Source organism: Nonomuraea sp. 3N208, assembly GCF_052245935.1.
Taxonomy (GTDB): domain Bacteria; phylum Actinomycetota; class Actinomycetes; order Streptosporangiales; family Streptosporangiaceae; genus Nonomuraea.
Genome location: NZ_JBQQBR010000065.1, coordinates 1 through 20,354 on the forward strand (window position 1 = coordinate 1; position 20,354 = coordinate 20,354).

Below are 20,354 nucleotides of genomic sequence, written 5' to 3' on the forward strand. Positions count from 1 at the left end.
ACGTCATCTCCGCCAGCCACACCGACCGGCAGAGCACGTACGTGATCCGTACCGACGCCCCGATCCACGACCCCGCCTGGACGGTCACCCAGCTCAGCCTGGAGGACCTCGTCCTGGCCTACATGGAGAAGCGCACTGCCGACAACCGGCAAGTCGCCCTGGAGGTGCAGCGATGATCTGGCTGACCTGGCGCCAGCTCCGCGGCTCGGCCGCGATGATGGCCGCCGTACTCGTCGTCCTCACCGCCGCCCTGGCCCTGACCGGCCCGGGCCTGGCCTCCGACTACTCCGCCGGGATCGCCACGTGTACGCAGGACAACTCCTGCGGCCGCTTCTTCGACCGCTTCTTCGGCATGTACGACATGCCCTTCATGGCCGTCAGCCTCGTCGTGCTGCTCCTGCCCGCTGTCGTCGGGCTCTTCTGGGGAGCACCGTTGATCGCCCGCGAGCTGGAGGCGGGCACGCACCTGCTGGTGTGGAACCAGAGCATCACCCGCGGCCGCTGGCTGGCGGTCAAGCTCGGGCTCACCGGCCTGGTCGCCATGGCCGCCGCCTGCCTGTGCGGCCTCGCGGTGACCTGGTGGTCCGATCCCCTGGACATGTCGGCTCCGGACGAGTTGGCCCTGATGGCTCCCCTGGTGTTCGGCGCGCGCGGCATCGCCCCGATAGGGTACGCGGCCTTCGCCTTCGTCCTCGGCGTGACCGTGGGCATGCTGGTACGCCGCACACTGGCCGCCATGGCCCTCACCCTGGCCATCTTCGCCGCGATCCAGCTCGCCATGCCACTGCTGGTCCGTCCCCACTTGATGCCCCCGGTCGCGTCGACCTTCGAGCTCGGCCAGGCGAACGTGGACGGCATGGGCATTGGCCGGGATGAAGGCGGATCTGCCGGATCTGCGCACATTATCCTGGAGTTGGCCGTTCCCGGCCACGCGGGCGCCTGGGTCCTGTCCAGCAACCTGGTCGATCCGTCCGGACGCACAATCGCCAAGAACGGCGAGCCCGGCACCATCAAGGTCTCCACGACGTCGGGACCCTGCGCACCGGCAGCGGGGGCACCGGGCATGGACGCGTGCATGGCCGAGCTCAACCGACTCGGCTACCGGCAGCAGGCGACCTACCAGCCCCTCGAACGCTTCTGGCCCTTCCAGTGGATCGAGACCGGGATCTACGCCCTCCTCACCCTCGGCCTCACCTGGCTCTCCTTCTGGTGGATCCGGAGACGCCTGTCATGACCGTCGTCAGGACCGTGACAGCCGGTCTCGCCTTGCTCCTGGCGGCGGCCTGCACGGCGCCGTCGCCGCCGCGCAGCCAGGCGAGCACGGCAGCCAGTGCGGTCTGCTCGCAGCCCCAGGGACCACCCGGTGCGGAGACGGCCACCACGATCGACGTCATCGAGCAGGCGTACTTCTGCATCCTCGGCAACTACTACAGCGGCGCCACGCTGGACGCCCGCTCGCTGCTGGCCGCCGGATTCGTCGCCCTGACACAGGAGCTCAACCGCAACGGACGCGACGTGCCCGAGGCGACCATGCCGGCGCTGACCGGTGACCGCAAAGCCGACTGGACCGCTTTCGAGACCGTCTATCGGAAGACCACCGACCAGGTCCCCGATCTGCGCGACAAGCTGGCCGTCGTCACCCTCGAAGCCATCGTGGCCGCCCTCGGCGACAACCACGCCCGCTGGGCGCACGACGTCAAGCGACCCCCCGACTACTACGACGGCGACGGGTATGGCTTGGGTTTCCAGGCGAACGTCAACGGTCCGCAGGTGGACGGCAATCCCGGCGTCGCCCTCCCCCCGCTGTTCGTCACCACCGTGCAGGGTGGCGCGGCACAGGCCGCCGGATTACGCCCGGGTGACCTCATCGAGTCGATCAACGAATCGGCGCCTTTCATCGACGGCAAGGCCGGCCCCGCGATCGCCGCCCTCTACCCCGCGTACCCGGACGCGCGGCCGGTGCGGCTGCGGCTCCTGCGACAGACCACCGGCCGCCGCTGGACCGTGACGCTCAAGCCCGGCCTCTACCAGCGGGATCTGGCCGCCCTGCAAGTGGTGCAGTCGAAGCTGCTGGACGACAGCATCGCCTATGTACGGCTGCGCGGGTTCGCTCCCGACGCCGCGGACAGGGCTTTCAAGGCGATCTCCAGGCTGCGGAAGGGCCGGATGCTGTCCGGCGTCGTGCTGGACCTGCGTGGCAACGGCGGCGGGAGCCCTGCGGAGGCGACCCGGCTGGTGAGCGCGTTCGTCCACGGCAAGGTCACCGCCTACCAGTGCACCGTGGACGGCACGTGCGAAACCTCGTGGACCGACGACACCGTCGAGCTGCTCAACCTGCCGCTGATGGTGCTCACCGACCGCAGCTGTGCCTCGGCGTGCGAGCACTTCAGCTCCGCGGTCAAGGACCTGCGCATCGGCCAACTGGTCGGCACCAGAACCGCCGGCGTGATCTCCGGCCCGTCGCGGCCCTACCTGCTCCGCAACAACACCCTCCTGAGCTTCCCCACGAGGCACCACCTGGGGCCTAATCGCGAGGTGATCGACCGGATCGGCGTGCCCCCCGACCACCACGTGCCCCTGACCCCGAAGGACGCGGCCGCCGGGCGCGACCCCGCGCTGGCCAAGGCCCTGACCTTGCTGCAGAAGTGAAGGGACCTCTCGATGAGACAGATCCTGGCAGTCGCCGCGGGACTGGTCGTCTTCGCCGCGTCCGCCTGCTCCGCACCCACGCCACCCCGGTCCGCCGCTCCGTCGGCCACTCCGACCGGCCCCGCCACCCTGCCCGCCCCCACCGGAGCCCATCCGGTCGGCACCACCGCCCTGTATCTGAAGGACGCCTCCCGCCCCGATCCGTGGAACCTCGACGTCGACGCCAGGGAGCTCAAGGTCACCCTGTGGTATCCGACCAAGCAGCGGGACGGGCAGCGCGCGCCGTACATGACGCCGAAGGAATCGGAGCTCGCCATGAGGCGCTATGGGATCGCGGGCGTCCCGGACGACACGCTGAGCAAGACGCGCACGAACGCCATCAAAGACGCCGAACCCACGGGGGAGAAGCTTCCGCTGGTGGTGCTCTCCCCCGGCTTCACCAATCCGATGAGCACGCTCACGTCCCTGGCCGAGGATCTGGCCAGCCGAGGGTACGTGGTGGCCGGGATCGACCACCCCTACGAGAGCTACGCCACGACCTTGGCCGACGGGCGGGTCGCCGAATGCCTGGCGTGCGACAGCGACACCGACCCGGGCTTCGGCACGGGGGTGGTTCAGGGCCGGGCGGCCGACGTCTCCTTCGTACTCGACCAGCTGCCATCGAAATGGGACGGTTCCGGCCGGATCGACCGCTCCAGAATCGCGATGGCGGGCCAGTCGATCGGCGGGGCCAGCGCCATGGCGGCCATGGTGAAGGACTCCCGGGTGCGGGCCGGGATCGACATGGACGGCACCACCTACGCCCGGATCCCCAAGAGTGGGTTCTCCCGGCCGTTCATGTTCCTGGGCTCGGCGCAGCACGTCCCCGGAGGCCGCGACACTTCGTGGGAGCGCGACTGGAAGCTGCTGACCGGGTGGAAGCGGTGGCTCGTGCTGTCGGGCGCCGAACACCAGTCCTTCACCGACGGCTCGCTGATGGCGGGTGCCCTCGGCATCAAGCCCGCTTACGGCGTTCTGCCCGCGGCGCGCGGCTCCGAGCTCACCCGCACGTACGTGGCGGCCTTCCTCGACCAGCATCTGAAGTCGCAGCGGCAGCCCGTCCTGGACAAGCCGTCATCGCGCTACCCAGAGGTCAAGTTCTGCCCCGCGACCTGCGGTCAATCCTGAGGCCCTGCGCACCCTGAAGCCATCGGGGAGGCTGGATGTCGGCCTGGCCCGGGCGCACGCCGGCGACGTCAGGCCGACAGTGCGCGGGCCAGGTCGGCGGCCGAACCTGCGGGCAGGGCGCCGTGCAGCAGCTCCACCCGGTGCACCAGACGCGGCCACGCCAGCGGCACGCCGCGTACGGGCGGCGGCCCGGAGCCCGAGAGCGGCGCCGGCGCGCGGCCGGGCAGGACCGAGGCCGGCAGGAGCGTCAGCCCGTGACCTGCGGCCACGAGGTTGACGACCGTGTGCACGTCCGCGCCCCGGTACTCCAGCGCCACCGGAAACCCGTCCCCCACCAGATCCCGCAGCCGCGCCAGGGGGCACAGGTCCGTCTGCAGCCAGCGCGCGTCCGCCAAGGTGTCCAGCCGCAGCGCCGCCCGCCCCGCCACAGGATGATCGCCGGGCAGCGCCACCACCAGCTCCTCCTCGCTCACCCCCACGGTCGTCATCGGACCGCTGTCGGGCAGCCGCAGCGGATCGCTGGGCGCGGCGATGCCGTCGGCCAGCCCCAGATCCGCCTCCCCTTCGGCCACCAGGGCGCCGACCTGCTCGCGCCCGCATGTCACCAGCGTCACATCCAGCCGCGGCTGCGCGGCCCGCGCCCCGGCCAGGCGGGCGGCCAGGACCGCGTTGACGGCCAAAGGCGTGGCGGCCAGGCGCAGCCGGTGCCGGGGCGCGGCTGCGGCGCGCAGCACGTCGGCGCGGGCCGCGCGCAACCGCAGCAGAAGCGGCCCCGCGTGCTCCAGCAGCCGCCGCCCGGCCGGGGTCGGCTCGACCGGGCGGCGTCTCAGCAACGCCAGCCCCAGGTCGGCCTCGAGCGCGGCGATCTGCTGGGAGATCGCCGACTGCGTGTAGCCCAGTTCGGCGGCGGCCGCGGAGAACGAGCCGTGCCGGGCCACGGTCACGAACGTCGTCAGCAAATGAGGGTCCATCAGTGTTGCTTATAGCAGATGCAGATTTCATCGTTGGCGCTTAAGCGGGGCAGACGGTCACGATAAGGGCATGAGAATCGCCCTCGTGGGGGACCGCTCCCCCAGCGTCCGCTCGCACGCCCGCATCCCGCTGCTGATGGAGGCGCTGCGCGAGCGTGACGGCATTGCGCTCGACCCATACTGGATCCCCACCACCGACGTGACGGGCCTGGACGCCTTCGACGGCATCTGGATCCTGCCCGGCAGCCCGTACCGGGACGAGGACGGCGCCGTGCAGGCCGCACGCGTCGCCCGCGAACAGCGGATCCCGTTCCTGGGCACGTGCGGCGGCTTCCAGCACATGCTGCTGGAGGTCGCCCGGCACGTGTGCGGGCTGGACGTGGCGCACGCCGAGAACGAACCGGGCGCCCGCGACTTCCTGCTCACGCCGCTGGCGTGCTCGCTGGCCGGCCACGAGAACCTGGTACGGCTGACGCCCGGCTCGCGCATCGAGCAGATCATGGGCACGCCCACCACCATGGAGGCCTACGTGTGCTCCTACGGCCTCAACGAGGCTTACACGCAGACGCTGACGGCGGGCGGGCTGGTGTTCTCCGGTCACGCCGCCGACGACGGCGCGGTACGGGTGGCCGAACTGCCCGGCCACCCGTTCTTCCTGGCCACGATGTACCAGCCGGAACTGGCCGGCGACGGGCGGCGGCCGCACCCAGTGATCGCGGCGTTCGCGGCCGCGGTCGCCCGCCACGCCGGGCAGGGCGAGGCGGCGTACGCCGGCACGCCCTGACGGCCTGCCTGGCGTACGAGGGTCGGACCGCAGCCCGGGATCGGTCCGCGACGAGCGCCAAGAGCGGCGCCCGCAGCCGAGCGGCCCGCCCGACGGCAGGCCCGAGAAGGGCCGGAAAGAAGGGCAGGGCCGCACACGTAGACCCGCGACTGGGCCATCAGGTCGAGCTCGGCCGGCCACCGCCGCGCTCGGCCAGTACGGCGAGTCTGCGCAGGGAACGGCGGGCGAACGCGGCGCCGACCAGGCGGACGATCGGCCACACGGCGCGGCCCAGCGGGCCCAACGGCGGCCACAGCTGCTCCGCCCAGATGACGCGGCTGCCGCCGGCCTGCGGGCGTACCCGGATCGCACCGTGGCCGCGCACGATACGGCCGGTGTGCTCCACCCGCACCAGCGCTGGCGGCCGCCACTGCGTGATCGTCATCGTGTCCAGCAAACCGAAGGGCCGCAGCCCGGTGTAGGCCTCGATCGTGTCCGGGCCCACCTGGCGGGCGGTGGTCAGGAACATCCACTCCTGGTGCCGTGGCCAATCGGTGATCAACGCGAACACCTGCTCAGGCGGCGCCGCCACGTGCACGGCGGCGGCCATGTACACAGGCCTGCCGGCGAACTCCGGTCTGACGTACGGCATGGGGCGATGCTAGCCACGGCGGCTGCGACACTTGACGCACCACACGAAGGAAGGGGACAACGGTGATGAGTGAGATCGCCGATCGTTACCGGCGCCGGGCCGGCGCCTTCGAACGCAAGGTCGTCTCCGTCCGCCCCGACCAGTGGTCGCATCCGTCCCCGTGCGCGAAGTGGACGGCCAGGGACGTGGTCCGGCACATCGTCGACATGCACGCCGCGATGCTGCACCCCTTGGGCCGTTCGCTCAGCCCGGCGCCCACGGTCGACGACGACCCGGTGGCGGCCTTCCGCGCCGCCCGCGCCGACGTGGAGGCGATCTTGAACGATCCCTCGCTCGCCACCCTGCCCTGCGACACGCCCACCGGCCCGATGCCCGCGCAGCAGCACATCGACCAGGTCGTCAGCGACGACCTCCCGCTGCACGGCTGGGATCTGGCCCGCGCCACGTCGCAGGACGACACGATCGATCCCGGCGACGTCGAGCGGGCCTGGTCGGCCATGACGGCGCTGCCCGCCGAGCTCATCGAGAAGTTCCGCACGCCGGGCGCGTTCGGGCCGGGCATCGAGGTGTTCGGGCCGGAGGTGAAGGTCGCCCACAACGCGTCGCCTCAGGACACGCTGCTGGCCTTCATCGGACGGGATCCGCACTGGCGGCCGCGTTCGTGAGCACCTCTCGCTAGGGGAAGGCGGGCCGGCAGATCGCCGGGCAGGGCGATGAGATACTCCGAGAGTCAACAGCACGCAGATCCGGTGGGCTCGGTGGCGCGGGCGGCGTGGCCGACTGACGGTCAGGACCTCGGTCGCCGATTCCTGTTCCCCCCTGCGCGCCGTGGGCCTACACTCCGTTCACCGCGTCGGCGGCACGTGACGCCAGGAGTCGATCGCGCGCAGGAACCTGCGGGCGAGCGTACGCAGCTCCGCGGCCAGCTCCGGCGACCCCTCGACCGTGAAGTCCTCGCCCAGCATGGCCAGGTAGCCCGCCAGCATCAGCGGATCGTCCGAACCGGGCTCGAACACGCACCGGTCCTCGCCCATCGGCCGGATCTCCGCCGGCACCGGTAACCTCCTGGCCACCCGCTCGGCCGGCGCATGGACGATCACCCGCGCCCGGTAGCGCCAGGTCGCCTCGCCGACGCCGCGGGAGACATGCCGCGCGACGTCGCCGCCTTCCGGCAGCGGACGCGGGGTGAAGCGCGGGCCCGACGGCGTGCGGGGCCGGATGCGGTCGACCCGGAAGGTACGCCAGTCGCCGCGCTCCAGGTCCCAGGCGAGCAGATACCACCGGTGCCCGGTGTGCACCAGGCGGTGCGGCTCAGCGGTGCGGACGGCCTGGTCGCCGTCGTGCGTACGGTAATCGAAGCGGAGCCGCTCATGATCCCGGCACGCGGTCGCGATCGTGGTCAGGACACCGGCGTCGACGCTCGGCCCCGCCCACCGCTCCGGCACCGTGTACACACGCAGCGCCTCCACCCGCTGACGTAATCGTGGCGGCAGCACCTGCTGTAGCTTGACCAGCGCCCGGGCGGAGGTCTCCTCGATCCCGGCGACGGTGCCGCCCGCGGCGGTACGCAGGCTCACTGCGACGGCCACGGCCTCCTCGTCGTCGAGCAGCAGCGGCGGCAGCGCCGCGCCAGCGCCGAGCCGGTAGCCGCCGGTCGCTCCCGCCGTGGCGTGCACCGGGTAGCCCAGGCGGCGCAGCCGCTCCATGTCGTTGCGGATGGTCCGCGTGGTCACCTGCAGGCGCTCGGCCAGTTCGGCACCGGTCCAGTCGCGCCGCGCCTGCAGTAGGGACAGCAGCTTCAGCAGTCTCGCCGAGGTCTCCAGCATTCTTCGACTCTGTCACCGATAGCGGAAAGAAGTGTTCCGGATTGGTCCGTAGCGTGGGATCCCTGCCTCAGCCGAAGGAGAAGCCCGATGACCATCCAGCCGTTCCGCATCGCCATCCCCCAGTCCGACGTCGACGACCTGGCCGACCGGCTGGCCAGAACGCGCTGGCCCGACGAGATGCCCGGCGCCGGATGGAGCCGGGGCGTGCCGCTGGAGTTCCTCAAGGAGCTGGCCGCGTACTGGGCCGACGGCTACGACTGGCGAGCCGCCGAGGCCCGGCTCAACGAGTATCCGCAGTACGTCACCGAGATCGACGGGCAGCCGATCCACTTCCTGCACGTCCGCTGCGACGACCCCGGCGCGCTCCCGCTGGTGCTCACCCACGGCTACCCGAGCTTGTTCGCCGAGTTCACCACCGTGATCGAGCACCTGAGGCAGGACTTCCACCTGGTCGTGCCGTCGCTGCCCGGCTTCGGCTTCTCTACCCCCGTCCGCGAGGCGGGCTGGGCGATGGGTCGCACGTCGCGGGCCTGGGCCGAGCTGATGAGCCGCCTCGGCTACGACCGCTACGGCGTCCACGGCGGCGACATCGGCGCCGGCGTCTCCGGCGCGGTGGCCGGCCTCGACGGCGAGCACGTCGCCGGAGTGCACGTGGTGACCGACGCCCTCACCGCCGCCAACACGGCCTCCTTCCTGCCCGGCATGGCCGACGGGCTGGACCCGGAGGACGAGGTGGACCGGCTGATCCTGGACCGGATCGCGAAGTTCCGCAGCGAGGGCAGCGGATACCTGGCGATCCAGAACAGCCGGCCCCAGACCATCGGCTACCTGCTCAACGACTCACCGGCCGGGCAGCTGGGCTGGATCGCGGAGAAGTTCGAGGAGTGGACCGACCTGCCATACGACCGGGACCAGCTGCTCACGATCGTGAGCCTCTACTGGTTCACCGGCTCCGGCGTCTCGGCCGCCCGCTTCCTCTACGAGCAGGCCCACTCCACCGACTGGGGGGCGCCGGCGGCGGTGCCGCAGGGGGTCTCGGTGTTCGGCGCCGACGCCACGGTCCGCAAGCTGCTCAACCCGTCCGCCGACACCTACTGGACGGAGCACGAACGGGGCGGGCACTTCCCGGCCATGGAGGCGCCGCAGGCGGTGGCCGCGGACCTGCGGGCCTTCTTCGGCCAGCTGAAGTAGCGTCAGCCGGCGTCGCGCGAGAACCTCCAGCGGGGCACGGCCGCCCCCGCACGCGGACGTTCTTCTCATGAACGAACACCGCCGGCGCCTGCCGCAGGTCGCCGCGCCCGGCCTGGCCTGGTACGGGTGCCAGTGCCGGTGCGGCGGATGAAGACCCTCGCCACGTACGGAGGCGGTGGCGAGGCGCCGGCACTGGACCGCCTGAGTGAGCCGCGCCGGACCGCGACGTTGCCCGGGGGTCACCCGGAGCCTGGAGGCCGAAGGGCGGTCAGCCGCGCCGGTGCCGCGGCAGCAGCAAGCTGACCACCGCGATGGCCAAGCCGAGCCCGGCCGCCACGAGGAAGACCAGGTCGTAGCCGGCGGCGAGGGCGGCGGCGGGGGAACTCCCGCTGGCCTCCGTCGCGGCTCTGGCGCCGGCGGCCGTCGCGAGCACCGCCAGGCCTACCGACCCGCCTACCTGACTGGCGGTGTTGGCCAGGCCGCCGATGATCCCCGCGTCCCGCTCGGGAACGTCGGCGGTCGCTGCGGCCATGAGGGTGGGGAAGGTCAGCCCGATGCCAACCGCGATCAGCAGCGTAGGGCCGAGCACGCTGGTGACGTAGCCGCTGCCGGCGTGGGCCTGGGCGAGCCAGCCGAAACCGGCCAGGAAACAGCCGGAGCCGGCCAGCACCAGAGGGCGCACCCCGGTTCGCGGCAGCAGGACGGCGGCCCATCGCGCGATCACCACGAACATCACCGCCGCGGGTGTCTGCCCCAGCCCGGCTCCAAGCGCACTGTAGCCGAGCACGTTCTGCAGGAAGAGCGACGTGAAATACCACATCGCGATCGCGATCCCGCCGAACAGCAACAGCATGACGTTGCCGACAGCCACCCCCCCCGGATCCTGAACAGCCGCAGGGGCATCATCGGCTGGGTGGCGAAACGCGCCTCCACCACGGTGAAGACGACGAGCCGGAGCAGGCCCGCCACGGCCGGCCCGACGGCCAGCACGGACGGCCAGCCATGATCGGCGCTCTGCATGACCCCTTGACGTGCTCCTCCCCATGAACGGAGAGGATTCTCATGGCCGCTACGCCGCCACCCCTTGCGGGGTGGTGCGGGTAGTCCCGCCATGAGGTGCTTGACGCTTCAGCGGCCCCAGTGGTGCAGGGCCTCCACGTCCGGTGACCGCCTGTCCGGCGGCTGAGTTGTACCGGTGCAACTGGGTGCGGGCGGCGTTGACGTCGGCGTTGCCGATCCACCCGCAGGCTGGGTTCTTGCACACGAACCGGGACTGGCTCTCCCGCGACCCCTCGGTGATCGTGTGGCAGGCGTGGCATTCCTGGCTGGTGCCCGGTGCCGGGATGTAGACGACCTTGCCGCCTTTGTCGGTGGCCTTGTAGGTGAGGAACTCGGCGGTGCGGCCCCACGCCTCGGTGGCGATGGCGCGGTTCAGGCCGCGTTTTTGGGCGACGTTCGTGCCCGGCTGTTGGAGGGTGCCGGAGGCGCTCGCCATCATGTTCGTGACCTTGAGGTCTTCGAGCACGATGACGGAGAACTGGGCGGTGAGCTGGGTGGTGGTCTGGTGCTGCCAGTCGATGGCCCGGCGCTTGGCTTTGGCGCGCAGGCGGGCGATCTGGTCGTAGGTTTGCTTCAGCCGGTTGCTGGCAGGCTGTCCGGGTTTGGCGGCTCTTTTTTGGCGGGCGGCTTTGCGCTCCAGGCGGAGCAGGCGTTGCTGTTCCCCGCTTGTCAGCCACTGGTTACGGTGGAAGATCTTCTCTCCGGTGGTCAGCGCCAGGGGCACGGCGATGCCCCGGTCGATCGCGGTTGGTGGCCCGGGGTGCGGAGCCGTGGGTGCCTGCATGGTCTGGGTGCGGAATACGATGTGCCACCCGCCTGCCTCCTTGACCAGCCGCGCCCCGGTGATCTTCCCGTCCGGGCCGCCCTTCGTGACGCCGGGCAGGTCCTTGGTCCATCGGAAGCGGACCCGGCCGAGTTTGGGGATGGTGACCGCGCCCCACCGGCGGTTGATCCGGGTGATGTTCAGGTCCCGCCCCTGGGGGACGTCCACCGCCATCCGGGAGCGGAATCGGCTCTTGAACGTGGGGCGTCCGGCCGGGTGGTCGGGGTTGAAGTAGTTCGCCCACGCCTGCCGGTAGGTCTTCAGCACGGCTTGCGCCGCTTGGGCGGGCAGGTCTTTGAGCCAGTCGATCTCCTTGCGGGCGACCCGGATGGCCTCGTCGCATTGGGCCAAGGATGCGAACCGGCCCTGCCGGAAGGTGAAGAACTCGTGCAGTAGGTTCCACAGCGTGCGCGCGTTGTGCGCCTGGCCGTCCAACACGGCGCTCTGCCGCTGGTCCAACTCCAGGCGGGCGACCTGAGCACGGTTGCGTTTCCGCAGCCCCACGAGGCTCATTCTATCGTTTGGTGTATGTCACCGCGATGGGAACCGAACCCCGACATCAGAACCGGACGTCACTGCGTTCACGACCTGAGCGCGCATTTGGTGTTTGTCACGAAATATCGGCGGGACGCACTCACCGGCCCGATGCTGAAACGCTGCGAACAGATCATGAAAGAGGTGTGCGAGAAGTTCGACTGCGAGCTGACCGAGTTCAACGGCGAGCACGACCACGTTCATCTCCTCGTCCGCTACCCGCCCAAGGTCGCTCTGTCCTCCCTCGTCAACTCCCTCAAAGGCGTCTCCGCCCGCTACCTCCGCCAGGAATACAACGCCCACGTCCGCACATACCTGTGGGGCGGCCACTTCTGGTCCCGCTCCTACTACGCGGGCTCGACCGGCAGCACGAACCTGGCCACCGTCCGCACCTACCTCCAATCCCAAGACCAGACCCAGAAATGAGACAAGACAAGACGCGGTCACGACCAGTTCCAAAGCTCGGGAAAGGGCACCTTCAGGCCCTTGAAGGCCTTCCCACGCGAGCCCTCACCTCCCGCCCGAAGGCGGGAGCACTAACCCGCACCTCGGTAGAAGACGTTGCCCGGCGACAAGATCGTGGCCTCGCTGCCGCCGTGCCGGTTGAACGCCGAGGTGAAGGCCGTCACCAGCTTGTCGGCCAGTTTCCCTTCCTGCCACAGCCCGCCGGCCTGGTCGATGAACTGCTTGAGCTGCGCGGCCAGCGTGCCGAACCGGTGGCGGAACTACCCGGCATCCTCCAGACCTTGACCGACAACGTGGATACCCGGCGCCCCCGCCACCCGGACGGCCGCCGGCACGGTCAGACCGCGGAATCGGCGACGAGCCGGGCACGTTGATCAGGACATGACATTGACTGGTGATTACGAACCGAGCGCGTGGGGCTGGGTCCGCGAGCACGTCGAGCAGATCATGCGCACCGGCACGACCGACGGCGTCACGATCCGTGACCTGCCCACCGTGCTGATGACCTACCGGGGAGCCAAGACCGGCAAGGTCCGCAAGACGTTGGTGATGCGTGTCGAGCACGAGGGGCGCTACGCGGCTGTCGCGTCCAAGGGTGGCGCGCCGGCCAACCCGCAGTGGTACGCCAGTCTGGTCGCCGAGCCGGTCGTCGAGCTTCAGGACGGCGCGGTGGCCCAGGAGTACCGGGCGCGCGAGGTGTTCGAGGACGAGAAGGCCCTCTGGTGGCGCCGGGCGGTGGACGCATACCCGGACTATGCCGACTACCAGCGCAAGACCGACCGCCAGATCCCGGTCTTCGTGCTCGAACCGGTCAGCGGGGGCACACTGGCCGGTGACGGCACCGAAAGCTAGCGGGCCTCCGCCTGACCTGTGGGCCGCAGGCCGTACTCGCCCACGATCGGCCACAGGGTGTCGCGGTTGATGTGTGCGGTGGGCCGTCAGGACTCCAGGAAGTGCAGCACGGCCAGCACCCGACGGCTGTAGCCGTTGGTGTGCGACAGGCCCAGCTTGTCGAACAGGGAGTTGACGTGCTTTTCCACGGCGCTCTGCGACACGTGCAGCGCCTGGGCGATCGAGGCGTTCGTCAGTCCCTGCGCCATCCGCTCCAGCGCCTCACGCTCGCGGGCGGTCAGTCGCGCCAGCGGATCCACCTGCGTGGTACGCGCCAGCAGCTGCCGCACCACCTCCGGGTCGAACGCCGCTCCCCCGGCTCGAACGCCGCTCCCCCGGCGCCCACCCGCTCCAGCGCGTCCAGGAAGTCGCCCACCTGCGCCACCCGGTCCTTCAGCAGGTAGCCCACGCCCTCGACGTCCGCGCTCATCAGCTCGGTGGCAAAGCGCTTCTCCACGTACTGCGACAACACCAGCACCTTGACCGCCGGCCAGCGGCGCCGGATCTCCAGCGCCGCCCGCAGCCCCTCGTCGGTGTGGGTCGGCGGCATGCGCACGTCCACCACCACGACGTCCGGCTCGTACGCCGCCACCGCCGACACCAGCGCCTCGGCGTCGCTCACCGCGGCCGGCACCTCGTGGCCCTCCTCCAGCAGCAGCCGTACCAGCCCCTCACGCAACAACGTGGAGTCCTCGGCCAGGATCACCCGCACGGCAGCACCGCCGTGATCGTCGTCGGCCCGCCCGCCGGGCTGTCCACCTCGAAGGCGCCATCCAGCGCGGCCACCCGCCGCGCCAGCCCGGACAGACCACCGCCCGCAGGGCTGGCGCCGCCCGCCCCGTCGTCGCGCACCCGTACGACCACCGCCGCTCCTTCCTCACGCACCTCGACCGTGATAAGCCCGGCGCCGGAGTGCTTGGCTGCGTTCGTCACGGCCTCGCAGACCACGAAGTACGCCGCCGTCTCCACCGCCATCGGCGGCCGCCGGCGCAGGTCGCAGGCTACCCTGACCGGCACACTCGAGCGTTCGGCCACACCCGCGAGCGCCTCGCCCAGCCCGAGGGAGTCCAGCCCGCTCGGATATACCCGCCAGGCCACCTCGCGCAGCTCGGCCAGCGCCTGCTGTGCCTCCTGGTGCGCCTGCTCCAGCAGCTCCGGCCGCCCCCGCCGGGCGCGCCCGACCAGCATCGACAGCGCGACCAGCCGCTGCTGCAGCCCGTCGTGCAGGTCCCGCTCGATGCGGCGCCGCTCGGAGTCGACCGCCGCCACGATGCCCGCCCGGCTCTCGGCCAGCTCGGCGATCCTGCGCTCCAGCACCTCGGTACGGTCCGGGCCCAGCATCCGCAGAGCCAGCCGCCGCTCCAGCACGTGCACGCCCACCACGCCCGTCAAGGCGACGAACAGCAGCACGCCCCCGAGGGTGCCGGTGTAGAGGGCCAGGGGCAGCGAGCGCGCCATCCCGTCGAACGTGTCACCCCACAGCCACGCCCAGGCCAGCTGGCCGCTCTGCCACGCGCCGAAGACGATCAGTGTGATCACCATCCCGCCCAGCAGGCCGATGGGCGCCCGCGCGGCCAGATAGCGCAGCGGCCGCCCGTCGCTGCCGGTGAGCGCGTCGAGGCCGGCGCGGTCCAGGCGCAGCCGGCGCGCCTCCAGCCGGGCCAGCCGCCGGGCCGCCGCGCCTACGTACCGGCGGCCGGTGAACGGCAGTGCCGTCAGCAGGAAACCCAGGCCGGCCAGCGCGGTGACGGTACCCAGCGTGACCGCGCCCAGCTGCCGCAGGCCCTCAACGACGAGACGCATGCCTGCCCTTGCGCCGCTCGGCCAGCCGCACGCCGACGAACACCAGCACCGCCGCCACCACCATGGCGATCACGATGTTGGTGCCGACCCCGACATAGGCCTCCACGAGCGACCAGTTCTCGCCCAGGAAATAGCCGGCCAGTACGAAGAGGGTGTTCCAGATCAGGCTCCCGGCGGTCGTCAGCAGGGTGAACGCGGGCAGCGGCATCCGCTCCACACCCGCCGGGACCGAGATGAGGCTGCGGAAGATGGGGATCATCCTGCCGAAGAACACCGTCTTGCGACCGTGCCTGGCGAACCACGCCTCGGTCTTCTCGATGTCGGACACCTTCACCAGCGGCAACCGGGAGGCGATGGCCAGCACGCGCTCGCGCCCCAGCAGCGCCCCCACCGCGTACAGCGCCAGCGCGCCGACCACCGAGCCCAGCGTCGTCCACACCAGCACGTCCAGCAGGCCCATCTCACCCCTGCTGGCGGTGAAGCCAGCCAACGGCAGGATCACCTCGCTGGGCAGGGGTGGGAACAGATTCTCTAACGCGATCGCGAGACCCGCCCCTGGGGCCCCTAGCGTCTCCATCAGTCCAACGAGCCAATCAGTCATGGGCTCAAGGCTATGGACGATCAGATATGCCCGGAATGAGGCGAGCGCCCGATCAGCACTGAGGTAAACCACACTCTTCCCGTACCGTACACTGTACGGTCATGATGGATCTGGTGAGGCACGCAGCAGTCTTCGAACCCGGCGATCCGCCCAGGTCCGGCCACGTGACCTTCCTCGACCCAGGCGGGGCCGAGGCCGTGACCGTGGCCGAGCAGCACGCCGGCACGGCGCGGGCCCGCCAGGTCGCCGCCACCCGGGTGCCCGTGGCGGCCGCCGTTGCGGCGCTGGCCAGGGCGCGCACAGATGAGCAGGCCCATCCCGCCGCCCGCTTCTGGGGCGCGGCCGCGCTGATCGCACTCCAGCTCGTCACCCGTGGCCGCATCCTGCCGGGCGTGACGGCCGGCGACCGCGACTCCTGGCGCGCCGGCCCGTTCGACGCGGCGGACGTGCAGCGCATCCGCGACCTGGCCGCCACCATGCCCGCCGCCGCCCGCGCATTCCCGATCGACGGCGGCGGTGACGGTGACGGCGGCGATGGGCCGATCGGCGGCGAGGAGCTGTGGCTACCCGATGCGGAAAACCTCCTGCGCGCCTTCCTCGATGCCGTCGCCGACGCCATGCCCCGCTCGCCCGGCGCCGTGCGCGCCACCGGCACCACCGCCTACGCCGCCGTCGCACCCGTCAAAGTGCCGCATCTGCGCCGCTGGGCCGAGGAGGTGTCGGCCGGGCTCGACGCCGGCGTACGCCTGTCGCTGCGGCTGGAGGCCGACGACCTGGCTCTGGACAACTTCCGCGCAGTGGTCCAGCTGCACAGCCTGGCCGACCCTTCGCTGGTGGTGGACGCGGCCGAGCTCTGGCAGGGCAGGGACCCCGGGTTCGGGCCACGGGCCAGGATCGAGGCGACGCTCGCCATTCGCAGGGCGGCCCGCGCCTGGCCCCGGCTGGAACGGCTGCTCGACAATGCCGTGCCGGACGAGCTCGCCCTGTCGGACGGCGACGTGGAAGACCTGCTGGCCGGGGCCGCGGAGCGGCTGGCGGCGGCCGGCGTGGAAGTCCACTGGCCCAGGTCGCTGGTGCGCGGCCTGACCGCCACCGCCGTCATCGGCGAGCGGGACACCGCGCCGTCCGACCTGCCGTCGTTCCTCGGCGGCCACCACCTGACCAGCTTCAACTGGCAGCTCGCCCTGGGCGGCCGGCGTCTGACGGCCGCCGAGATGGACCGGCTGGCCGAGGCGCACCGGCCCGTCGTGCGGCTGCGTGACCAGTGGGTGCTGATCGACCCCGACCTGGCCCGCAAGGCGCGCCAGCGCGATCTCAAGCCGCTGACGGGGCTGGACGCGCTCGGCGCCGCGCTGACCGGGTCGGTCGAGGTCGAGGGCGAGCAGGTGCCCGTCGAGCCCACCACCTGGCTGCGGGAGCTGCGCGACCGGCTCGCCGAGCCGGAGGAGACCGGCCCGCCGGACGGGCTGGCCGCCACGCTGCGCGACTACCAGCTGCACGGGCTGCGCTGGCTGGCCAGGATGACCTCGCTCGGGCTCGGCGGCTGCCTGGCCGACGACATGGGCCTGGGCAAGACCATCACCCTGATCGCCCTCCACCTGCACAGGAACAGCGGGCCGACACTGGTGGTGTGCCCGGCGTCGCTGCTGGGCAACTGGGAGCGGGAGATCGCCAGGTTCGCACCCGGCGTCCCGGTACGGCGCTTCCACGGCACCGGCCGCACCTTGGCCGACGAGGGATTCGTCCTGACCACGTACGGCACGATGCGGCTCGACACGGCCCGGCTGGGCGCGCACCCGTGGGGCCTGCTCGTCGCCGACGAGGCACAACATGTGAAGAACCCGGCCTCCGGCACCGCCAAGGCGCTGCGGGAGATCCCCGCCGCCGCCCGCGTCGCGCTGACCGGCACCCCCGTCGAGAACAACCTGTCGGACCTGTGGGCCATCCTCGACTGGACCACACCGGGACTGCTCGGCCCCCTCGCCAGGTTCCGGGCGCGATGGGCCAGACCCGTCGAGTCCGGCGACAGCGAGGCGGCCGCCCGGCTGTCGCGGCTGGTGGGGCCGTTCCTGCTGCGCCGCCGCAAGAGCGACCCCGGCATCGCGCCCGAGCTGCCGCCCAAGACCGAGACCGACCGGCCGGTCGCGCTCACCGCCGAGCAGGCCGGCCTGTACGAGGCGGTGGTGCGGGAGATCATGCAGCAGATCGCGGACGCCAAGGGCATGGCCAGGCGCGGCCTGATCGTCAAGCTGCTGACCGGGCTCAAGCAGATCTGCAATCACCCCGCCCATTACCTGCACGAAAGCACCCCCAGGCTGGCCGGCCGCTCCGGCAAGCTGGAGCTGCTCGACGAGCTCGTCGACACCATCGTGGCCGAGGACGGCGCGGTGCTCGTCTTCACCCAGTACGTCGCCATGGCCCGCCTCATCGACAAACACCTGACCGAACGCGGCGTGCCCACCCAGCTGCTGCACGGTGGCACCCCTGTCGCCCGCCGCGAGGAGATGGTGCGCCGCTTCCAGGACGGCCATGCCCCGGTGTTCCTGCTGTCGCTGAAGGCCGCCGGCACCGGGCTGAACCTCACCCGCGCCGACCACGTTATCCACTACGACCGCTGGTGGAACCCCGCCGTGGAGGACCAGGCCACCGACCGCGCCTACCGCATCGGCCAGACCCGCCCCGTCCAGGTGCACCGGCTGATCGCCGAAGGCACCATCGAGGACCGCGTCGCCCAGATGCTGGAAGCCAAGCGCTCGCTCGCCGAGGCCGTGCTCACCTCCGGCGAGGCCGCCTTCACCGAGCTGACCGACGCCGACCTGGCCGCACTCGTGGAGCTGAGATGAACGCCGTACGGGGATTCGCCGCCTTCGCGCCGCAGCGCGCCGGGGCCCGCTTCGCCACCACCTGGTGGGGCCGCGCCTGGATCAAGGCCTTGGAGGACACCTCGCTCGACCAGGGACTGCTGCGCAAGGGCCGCGCGTACGCCAAGACCGGCCTGCTCGGCCCCATCACCGTCAGCCCCGGGCGCATCGCCGCCGTGGCCGACAGCGAGTACGACGCCGTCGTGCGCGTCGAGCAGCTCACCGACGCCGAGTGGGAGCGCTTCCTGGACCAGGTCGCCGCCAAGAGCGGGCACATCGCCGCGCTGCTCGACCGCGACATGCCGCACGACCTGGTCGAGGCGGCCGAGGACGCCGCTGTGCCGCTGCTGCCCGCCGTTGGCGACCTGGAGCCGGAGTGCTCCTGCCCCGACTGGGGGCACCCGTGCGAGCACGCCGCCGCGCTGTGCTACCAGGCCTCCTGGCTGCTGGACGCCGACCCGTTCGTGCTGCTGCTGATGCGCGGCCGCGGCGAGCGGCAGTTGATCGAGGCGCTCCAGCGGCGCGACGTCCCCGACACGGCCGAGGCCGCGCGCGGGGTGGTGGCGGCGCAGGCGTTCGCGGCCGGTGTGCCACCGCTGCCCGAGCCGCCCCCCTTCGACGTCGCCTACTCCCCGCCCGACCTGGAGCCTGATCTCGCCCCGAAGCCGGGGGCCGACGTGGACGTGGCCGCCCTGCGGGTGCTGGCCGCCTCTGCCGCATCCCGTGCCCGCGAGCTGCTGGTACGCGGCCGGCTGCCGGAGCTGACCGAATACCAGGACCGGGTGCGCCTGGCCGCCGAGCACGACCTCGACCTCGGCCTCGACTCCGCCGTGGCGGCCTGGCGCCAGGGCGGTGCGGACGGCCTGGAGGTGCTGGAATCGGCCTGGACGCCGCCCCGGCGGGAGCTGGCCAGGGCGCGGGCGCTGCTGGAGGCCGGCTGGGAAGGCGGGCGGCCGCCCGCGATCGAGGCGTGGCGCAACCGCTGGACCCTCGGCTCCCTGCAGCTGCGCTACGGTCGCGACGGACGCTGGTACCCCTTCGTCGAACGCGACGGCGGGTGGTGGCCCGCCGGCCCGCCCGAACGCGACCCCTCGGCGCTCACCCACCACGCTCAGGACGCATAGCGGGCGACCAGCTCCGCGCCGATCCTGGCCAGCTCGGCGCGGACCTGCTCCGGCTCCAGCACCTCGATCTGGGCGCCCCAACCGGCCAGATGCTCGGCAATCGACAACGCCATGTGCGCGGCCACTCGCACGCGGACCCGGCCGCCGGCCTCCTGGCCGAGCACCTCGCAATGGCGGCCGAACTGAAGTCGCAGCACCCGCACGTGCCGGTCGTGGACCAGCACCACCGCCGAGACGAGCGAGCGCCGCTGTTCGACCTCGTCGACGACCCGCTCCCACTCCGCGGACAGTTCGAAGTCGTCGGGCCGTTCGGCGGCCAGGTCCGTCACCTGGGCGCCGGCGATCCGGTCGACGCGGAACGTGCGCCGCCCGCTCTCGGTGCCGGCCATCAGATACCACACGCCGTCCTTGTCGACCAGCCCCAGCGGATCCACCAGCCGCTCTGTCGAGCGGCCGCCCCTGCTGGTGTACGCCAGTCGCACTTTCCGCCTGCCCACGACGGCGCCCTGCAGGTCCTCGACCAGTCCGGGCAGCTCGCTGCCGACCTCGCCCCACCGTACCGAGTCCGACACCACGGCCCGGGCCGCGGCCTCGGCGTCGGCACGGAACGTCGCGGGCAGGGCCCGCATCAGCTTGCGCAGCGCCGACGTCAGCGGGGCTGCTGCGGTCGTAGCCGGCCCCAGCATCAGGAACAACGCCCGGGCCTCGGCCGCGGTCAGACCGGTGAGGTCGGTACGGGCGCCGCCGACGAGCTGCCAGCCGCCGCCGCGACCCTGCTGCGGGTACACCGGGATGCCCGCCGCCGACAACGCCTCCAGGTCGCGGCGGGCGGTGGCCACGGAGATCTCCAGCTCTTCCGCCAGCTCAGCGGCGGTCACCCGGCCACGGGCCTGGAGGAGCAACAGGACGGCTACAAGACGGTCGGCACGCATGCCCTCATCGTCGCAAACAAAGTGCTCAATTGATGAGCACTT

Annotated in this window: 19 protein-coding genes and 1 pseudogene; 11 read left to right on the forward strand and 9 right to left on the reverse strand. The window is 71.6% G+C overall.

Features of this window, described 5'->3' with window-relative positions:
• Positions 1-172 precede the first annotated feature (172 nt).
• From ACTWPT_RS54465 to ACTWPT_RS54475, 3 genes are read left to right on the forward strand one after another with little or no spacing between them, the layout of a single operon-like run.
• Positions 173-1,234, forward strand: a complete 1,062-nt coding sequence (locus tag ACTWPT_RS54465) for an ABC transporter permease (RefSeq protein ID WP_443185450.1) — start codon at positions 173-175, stop codon at positions 1,232-1,234.
• Positions 1,231-2,649 carry a S41 family peptidase gene (locus ACTWPT_RS54470; protein WP_443185451.1) on the forward strand — a complete coding sequence of 473 codons (1,419 nt, stop codon included), beginning with the start codon at positions 1,231-1,233 and terminating at the stop codon, positions 2,647-2,649. Before ACTWPT_RS54465 ends, ACTWPT_RS54470 begins: the two co-directional genes overlap by 4 nt.
• Positions 2,650-2,661: 12 nt before the next feature.
• Complete coding sequence (locus ACTWPT_RS54475) at positions 2,662-3,816, forward strand: alpha/beta hydrolase family protein (protein ID WP_443185452.1); 1,155 nt, start codon at positions 2,662-2,664, stop codon at positions 3,814-3,816.
• 68 nt (positions 3,817-3,884) lie between these two features.
• Here ACTWPT_RS54475 and ACTWPT_RS54480 read toward each other — a convergent pair whose 3' ends face one another.
• Positions 3,885-4,787 carry a LysR family transcriptional regulator gene (locus ACTWPT_RS54480; RefSeq protein WP_443185453.1) on the reverse strand — a complete coding sequence of 301 codons (903 nt, stop codon included), beginning with the start codon at positions 4,785-4,787 and terminating at the stop codon, positions 3,885-3,887.
• 70 nt (positions 4,788-4,857) lie between these two features.
• Here ACTWPT_RS54480 and ACTWPT_RS54485 point away from each other — a divergent pair, with 70 nt between their 5' ends.
• On the forward strand, positions 4,858-5,571 hold the full coding sequence (locus ACTWPT_RS54485; protein ID WP_443185454.1) for a CTP synthase C-terminal region-related (seleno)protein: 714 nt from the start codon (positions 4,858-4,860) through the stop codon (positions 5,569-5,571).
• 157 nt (positions 5,572-5,728) lie between these two features.
• Here ACTWPT_RS54485 and ACTWPT_RS54490 read toward each other — a convergent pair whose 3' ends face one another.
• A complete protein-coding gene (locus ACTWPT_RS54490) occupies positions 5,729-6,202 on the reverse strand; it encodes an SRPBCC family protein (protein WP_443185455.1) in 474 nt (157 codons plus the stop codon).
• A 65-nt stretch (positions 6,203-6,267) separates the two neighbouring features.
• Here ACTWPT_RS54490 and ACTWPT_RS54495 point away from each other — a divergent pair, with 65 nt between their 5' ends.
• Positions 6,268-6,867, forward strand: coding sequence for a TIGR03086 family metal-binding protein (locus tag ACTWPT_RS54495; RefSeq protein WP_443185456.1), 600 nt, complete (start codon positions 6,268-6,270; stop codon positions 6,865-6,867).
• A gap of 180 nt (positions 6,868-7,047) precedes the next feature.
• Here ACTWPT_RS54495 and ACTWPT_RS54500 read toward each other — a convergent pair whose 3' ends face one another.
• On the reverse strand, positions 7,048-8,028 hold the full coding sequence (locus ACTWPT_RS54500) for a helix-turn-helix transcriptional regulator (RefSeq protein ID WP_443185457.1): 981 nt from the start codon (positions 8,026-8,028) through the stop codon (positions 7,048-7,050).
• A gap of 87 nt (positions 8,029-8,115) precedes the next feature.
• On the opposite strand from ACTWPT_RS54500, the gene ACTWPT_RS54505 reads away from it, so the two are divergent.
• Positions 8,116-9,219, forward strand: coding sequence for an epoxide hydrolase family protein (locus ACTWPT_RS54505; RefSeq protein WP_443185458.1), 1,104 nt, complete (start codon positions 8,116-8,118; stop codon positions 9,217-9,219).
• A 268-nt stretch (positions 9,220-9,487) separates the two neighbouring features.
• On the opposite strand, the gene ACTWPT_RS54510 is transcribed toward ACTWPT_RS54505, so the two are convergent.
• Both ACTWPT_RS54510 and ACTWPT_RS54515 read right to left on the reverse strand, forming a co-directional pair.
• Complete coding sequence (locus ACTWPT_RS54510; RefSeq protein ID WP_443185459.1) at positions 9,488-10,090, reverse strand: MFS transporter; 603 nt, start codon at positions 10,088-10,090, stop codon at positions 9,488-9,490.
• Positions 10,091-10,288: 198 nt separating this feature from the next.
• A complete protein-coding gene (locus tag ACTWPT_RS54515) occupies positions 10,289-11,605 on the reverse strand; it encodes an RNA-guided endonuclease InsQ/TnpB family protein (protein WP_443185460.1) in 1,317 nt (438 codons plus the stop codon).
• Positions 11,606-11,629: 24 nt separating this feature from the next.
• On the opposite strand from ACTWPT_RS54515, the gene tnpA reads away from it, so the two are divergent.
• The 3 genes from tnpA to ACTWPT_RS54530 all read left to right on the forward strand — a co-directional run bounded on the left by tnpA (position 11,630) and on the right by ACTWPT_RS54530 (position 12,952).
• A complete protein-coding gene (gene tnpA, locus ACTWPT_RS54520; RefSeq protein ID WP_443185461.1) occupies positions 11,630-12,061 on the forward strand; it encodes an IS200/IS605 family transposase in 432 nt (143 codons plus the stop codon).
• A 170-nt stretch (positions 12,062-12,231) separates the two neighbouring features.
• A complete protein-coding gene (locus ACTWPT_RS54525) occupies positions 12,232-12,474 on the forward strand; it encodes a hypothetical protein (protein WP_443185462.1) in 243 nt (80 codons plus the stop codon).
• Positions 12,475-12,481: 7 nt separating this feature from the next.
• The gene (locus ACTWPT_RS54530) at positions 12,482-12,952 is read left to right on the forward strand and encodes a nitroreductase family deazaflavin-dependent oxidoreductase (RefSeq protein WP_443185463.1); all 471 of its coding nucleotides are present in this window, start codon (positions 12,482-12,484) and stop codon (positions 12,950-12,952) included.
• A gap of 86 nt (positions 12,953-13,038) precedes the next feature.
• On the opposite strand, the pseudogene ACTWPT_RS54535 reads toward ACTWPT_RS54530, so the two are convergent.
• From ACTWPT_RS54535 to ACTWPT_RS54545, 3 genes and pseudogenes are all read right to left on the reverse strand, one after another.
• Positions 13,039-13,703, reverse strand: a pseudogene (locus ACTWPT_RS54535) (response regulator transcription factor).
• On the reverse strand, positions 13,694-14,794 hold the full coding sequence (locus ACTWPT_RS54540) for a sensor histidine kinase (protein WP_443185464.1): 1,101 nt from the start codon (positions 14,792-14,794) through the stop codon (positions 13,694-13,696). The pseudogene ACTWPT_RS54535 and the gene ACTWPT_RS54540 overlap by 10 nt, the downstream one beginning before the upstream one ends.
• The gene (locus tag ACTWPT_RS54545; RefSeq protein WP_443185465.1) at positions 14,778-15,395 is read right to left on the reverse strand and encodes a DedA family protein; all 618 of its coding nucleotides are present in this window, start codon (positions 15,393-15,395) and stop codon (positions 14,778-14,780) included. Before ACTWPT_RS54545 ends, ACTWPT_RS54540 begins: the two co-directional genes overlap by 17 nt.
• Before the next feature lie 113 nt (positions 15,396-15,508).
• Here ACTWPT_RS54545 and ACTWPT_RS54550 point away from each other — a divergent pair, with 113 nt between their 5' ends.
• Entirely contained in the window at positions 15,509-18,238 is a 2,730-nt protein-coding gene (locus tag ACTWPT_RS54550) for a DEAD/DEAH box helicase (RefSeq protein ID WP_443185466.1), read from the forward strand.
• Complete coding sequence (locus tag ACTWPT_RS54555) at positions 18,235-19,380, forward strand: SWIM zinc finger family protein (RefSeq protein ID WP_443185467.1); 1,146 nt, start codon at positions 18,235-18,237, stop codon at positions 19,378-19,380. The genes ACTWPT_RS54550 and ACTWPT_RS54555 overlap by 4 nt, the downstream gene beginning before the upstream one ends.
• Here the strand turns inward: ACTWPT_RS54555 and ACTWPT_RS54560 are convergent.
• A complete protein-coding gene (locus ACTWPT_RS54560; protein ID WP_443185468.1) occupies positions 19,368-20,312 on the reverse strand; it encodes a helix-turn-helix transcriptional regulator in 945 nt (314 codons plus the stop codon). The genes ACTWPT_RS54555 and ACTWPT_RS54560 overlap by 13 nt on opposite strands.
• Positions 20,313-20,354: the final 42 nt, after the last annotated feature.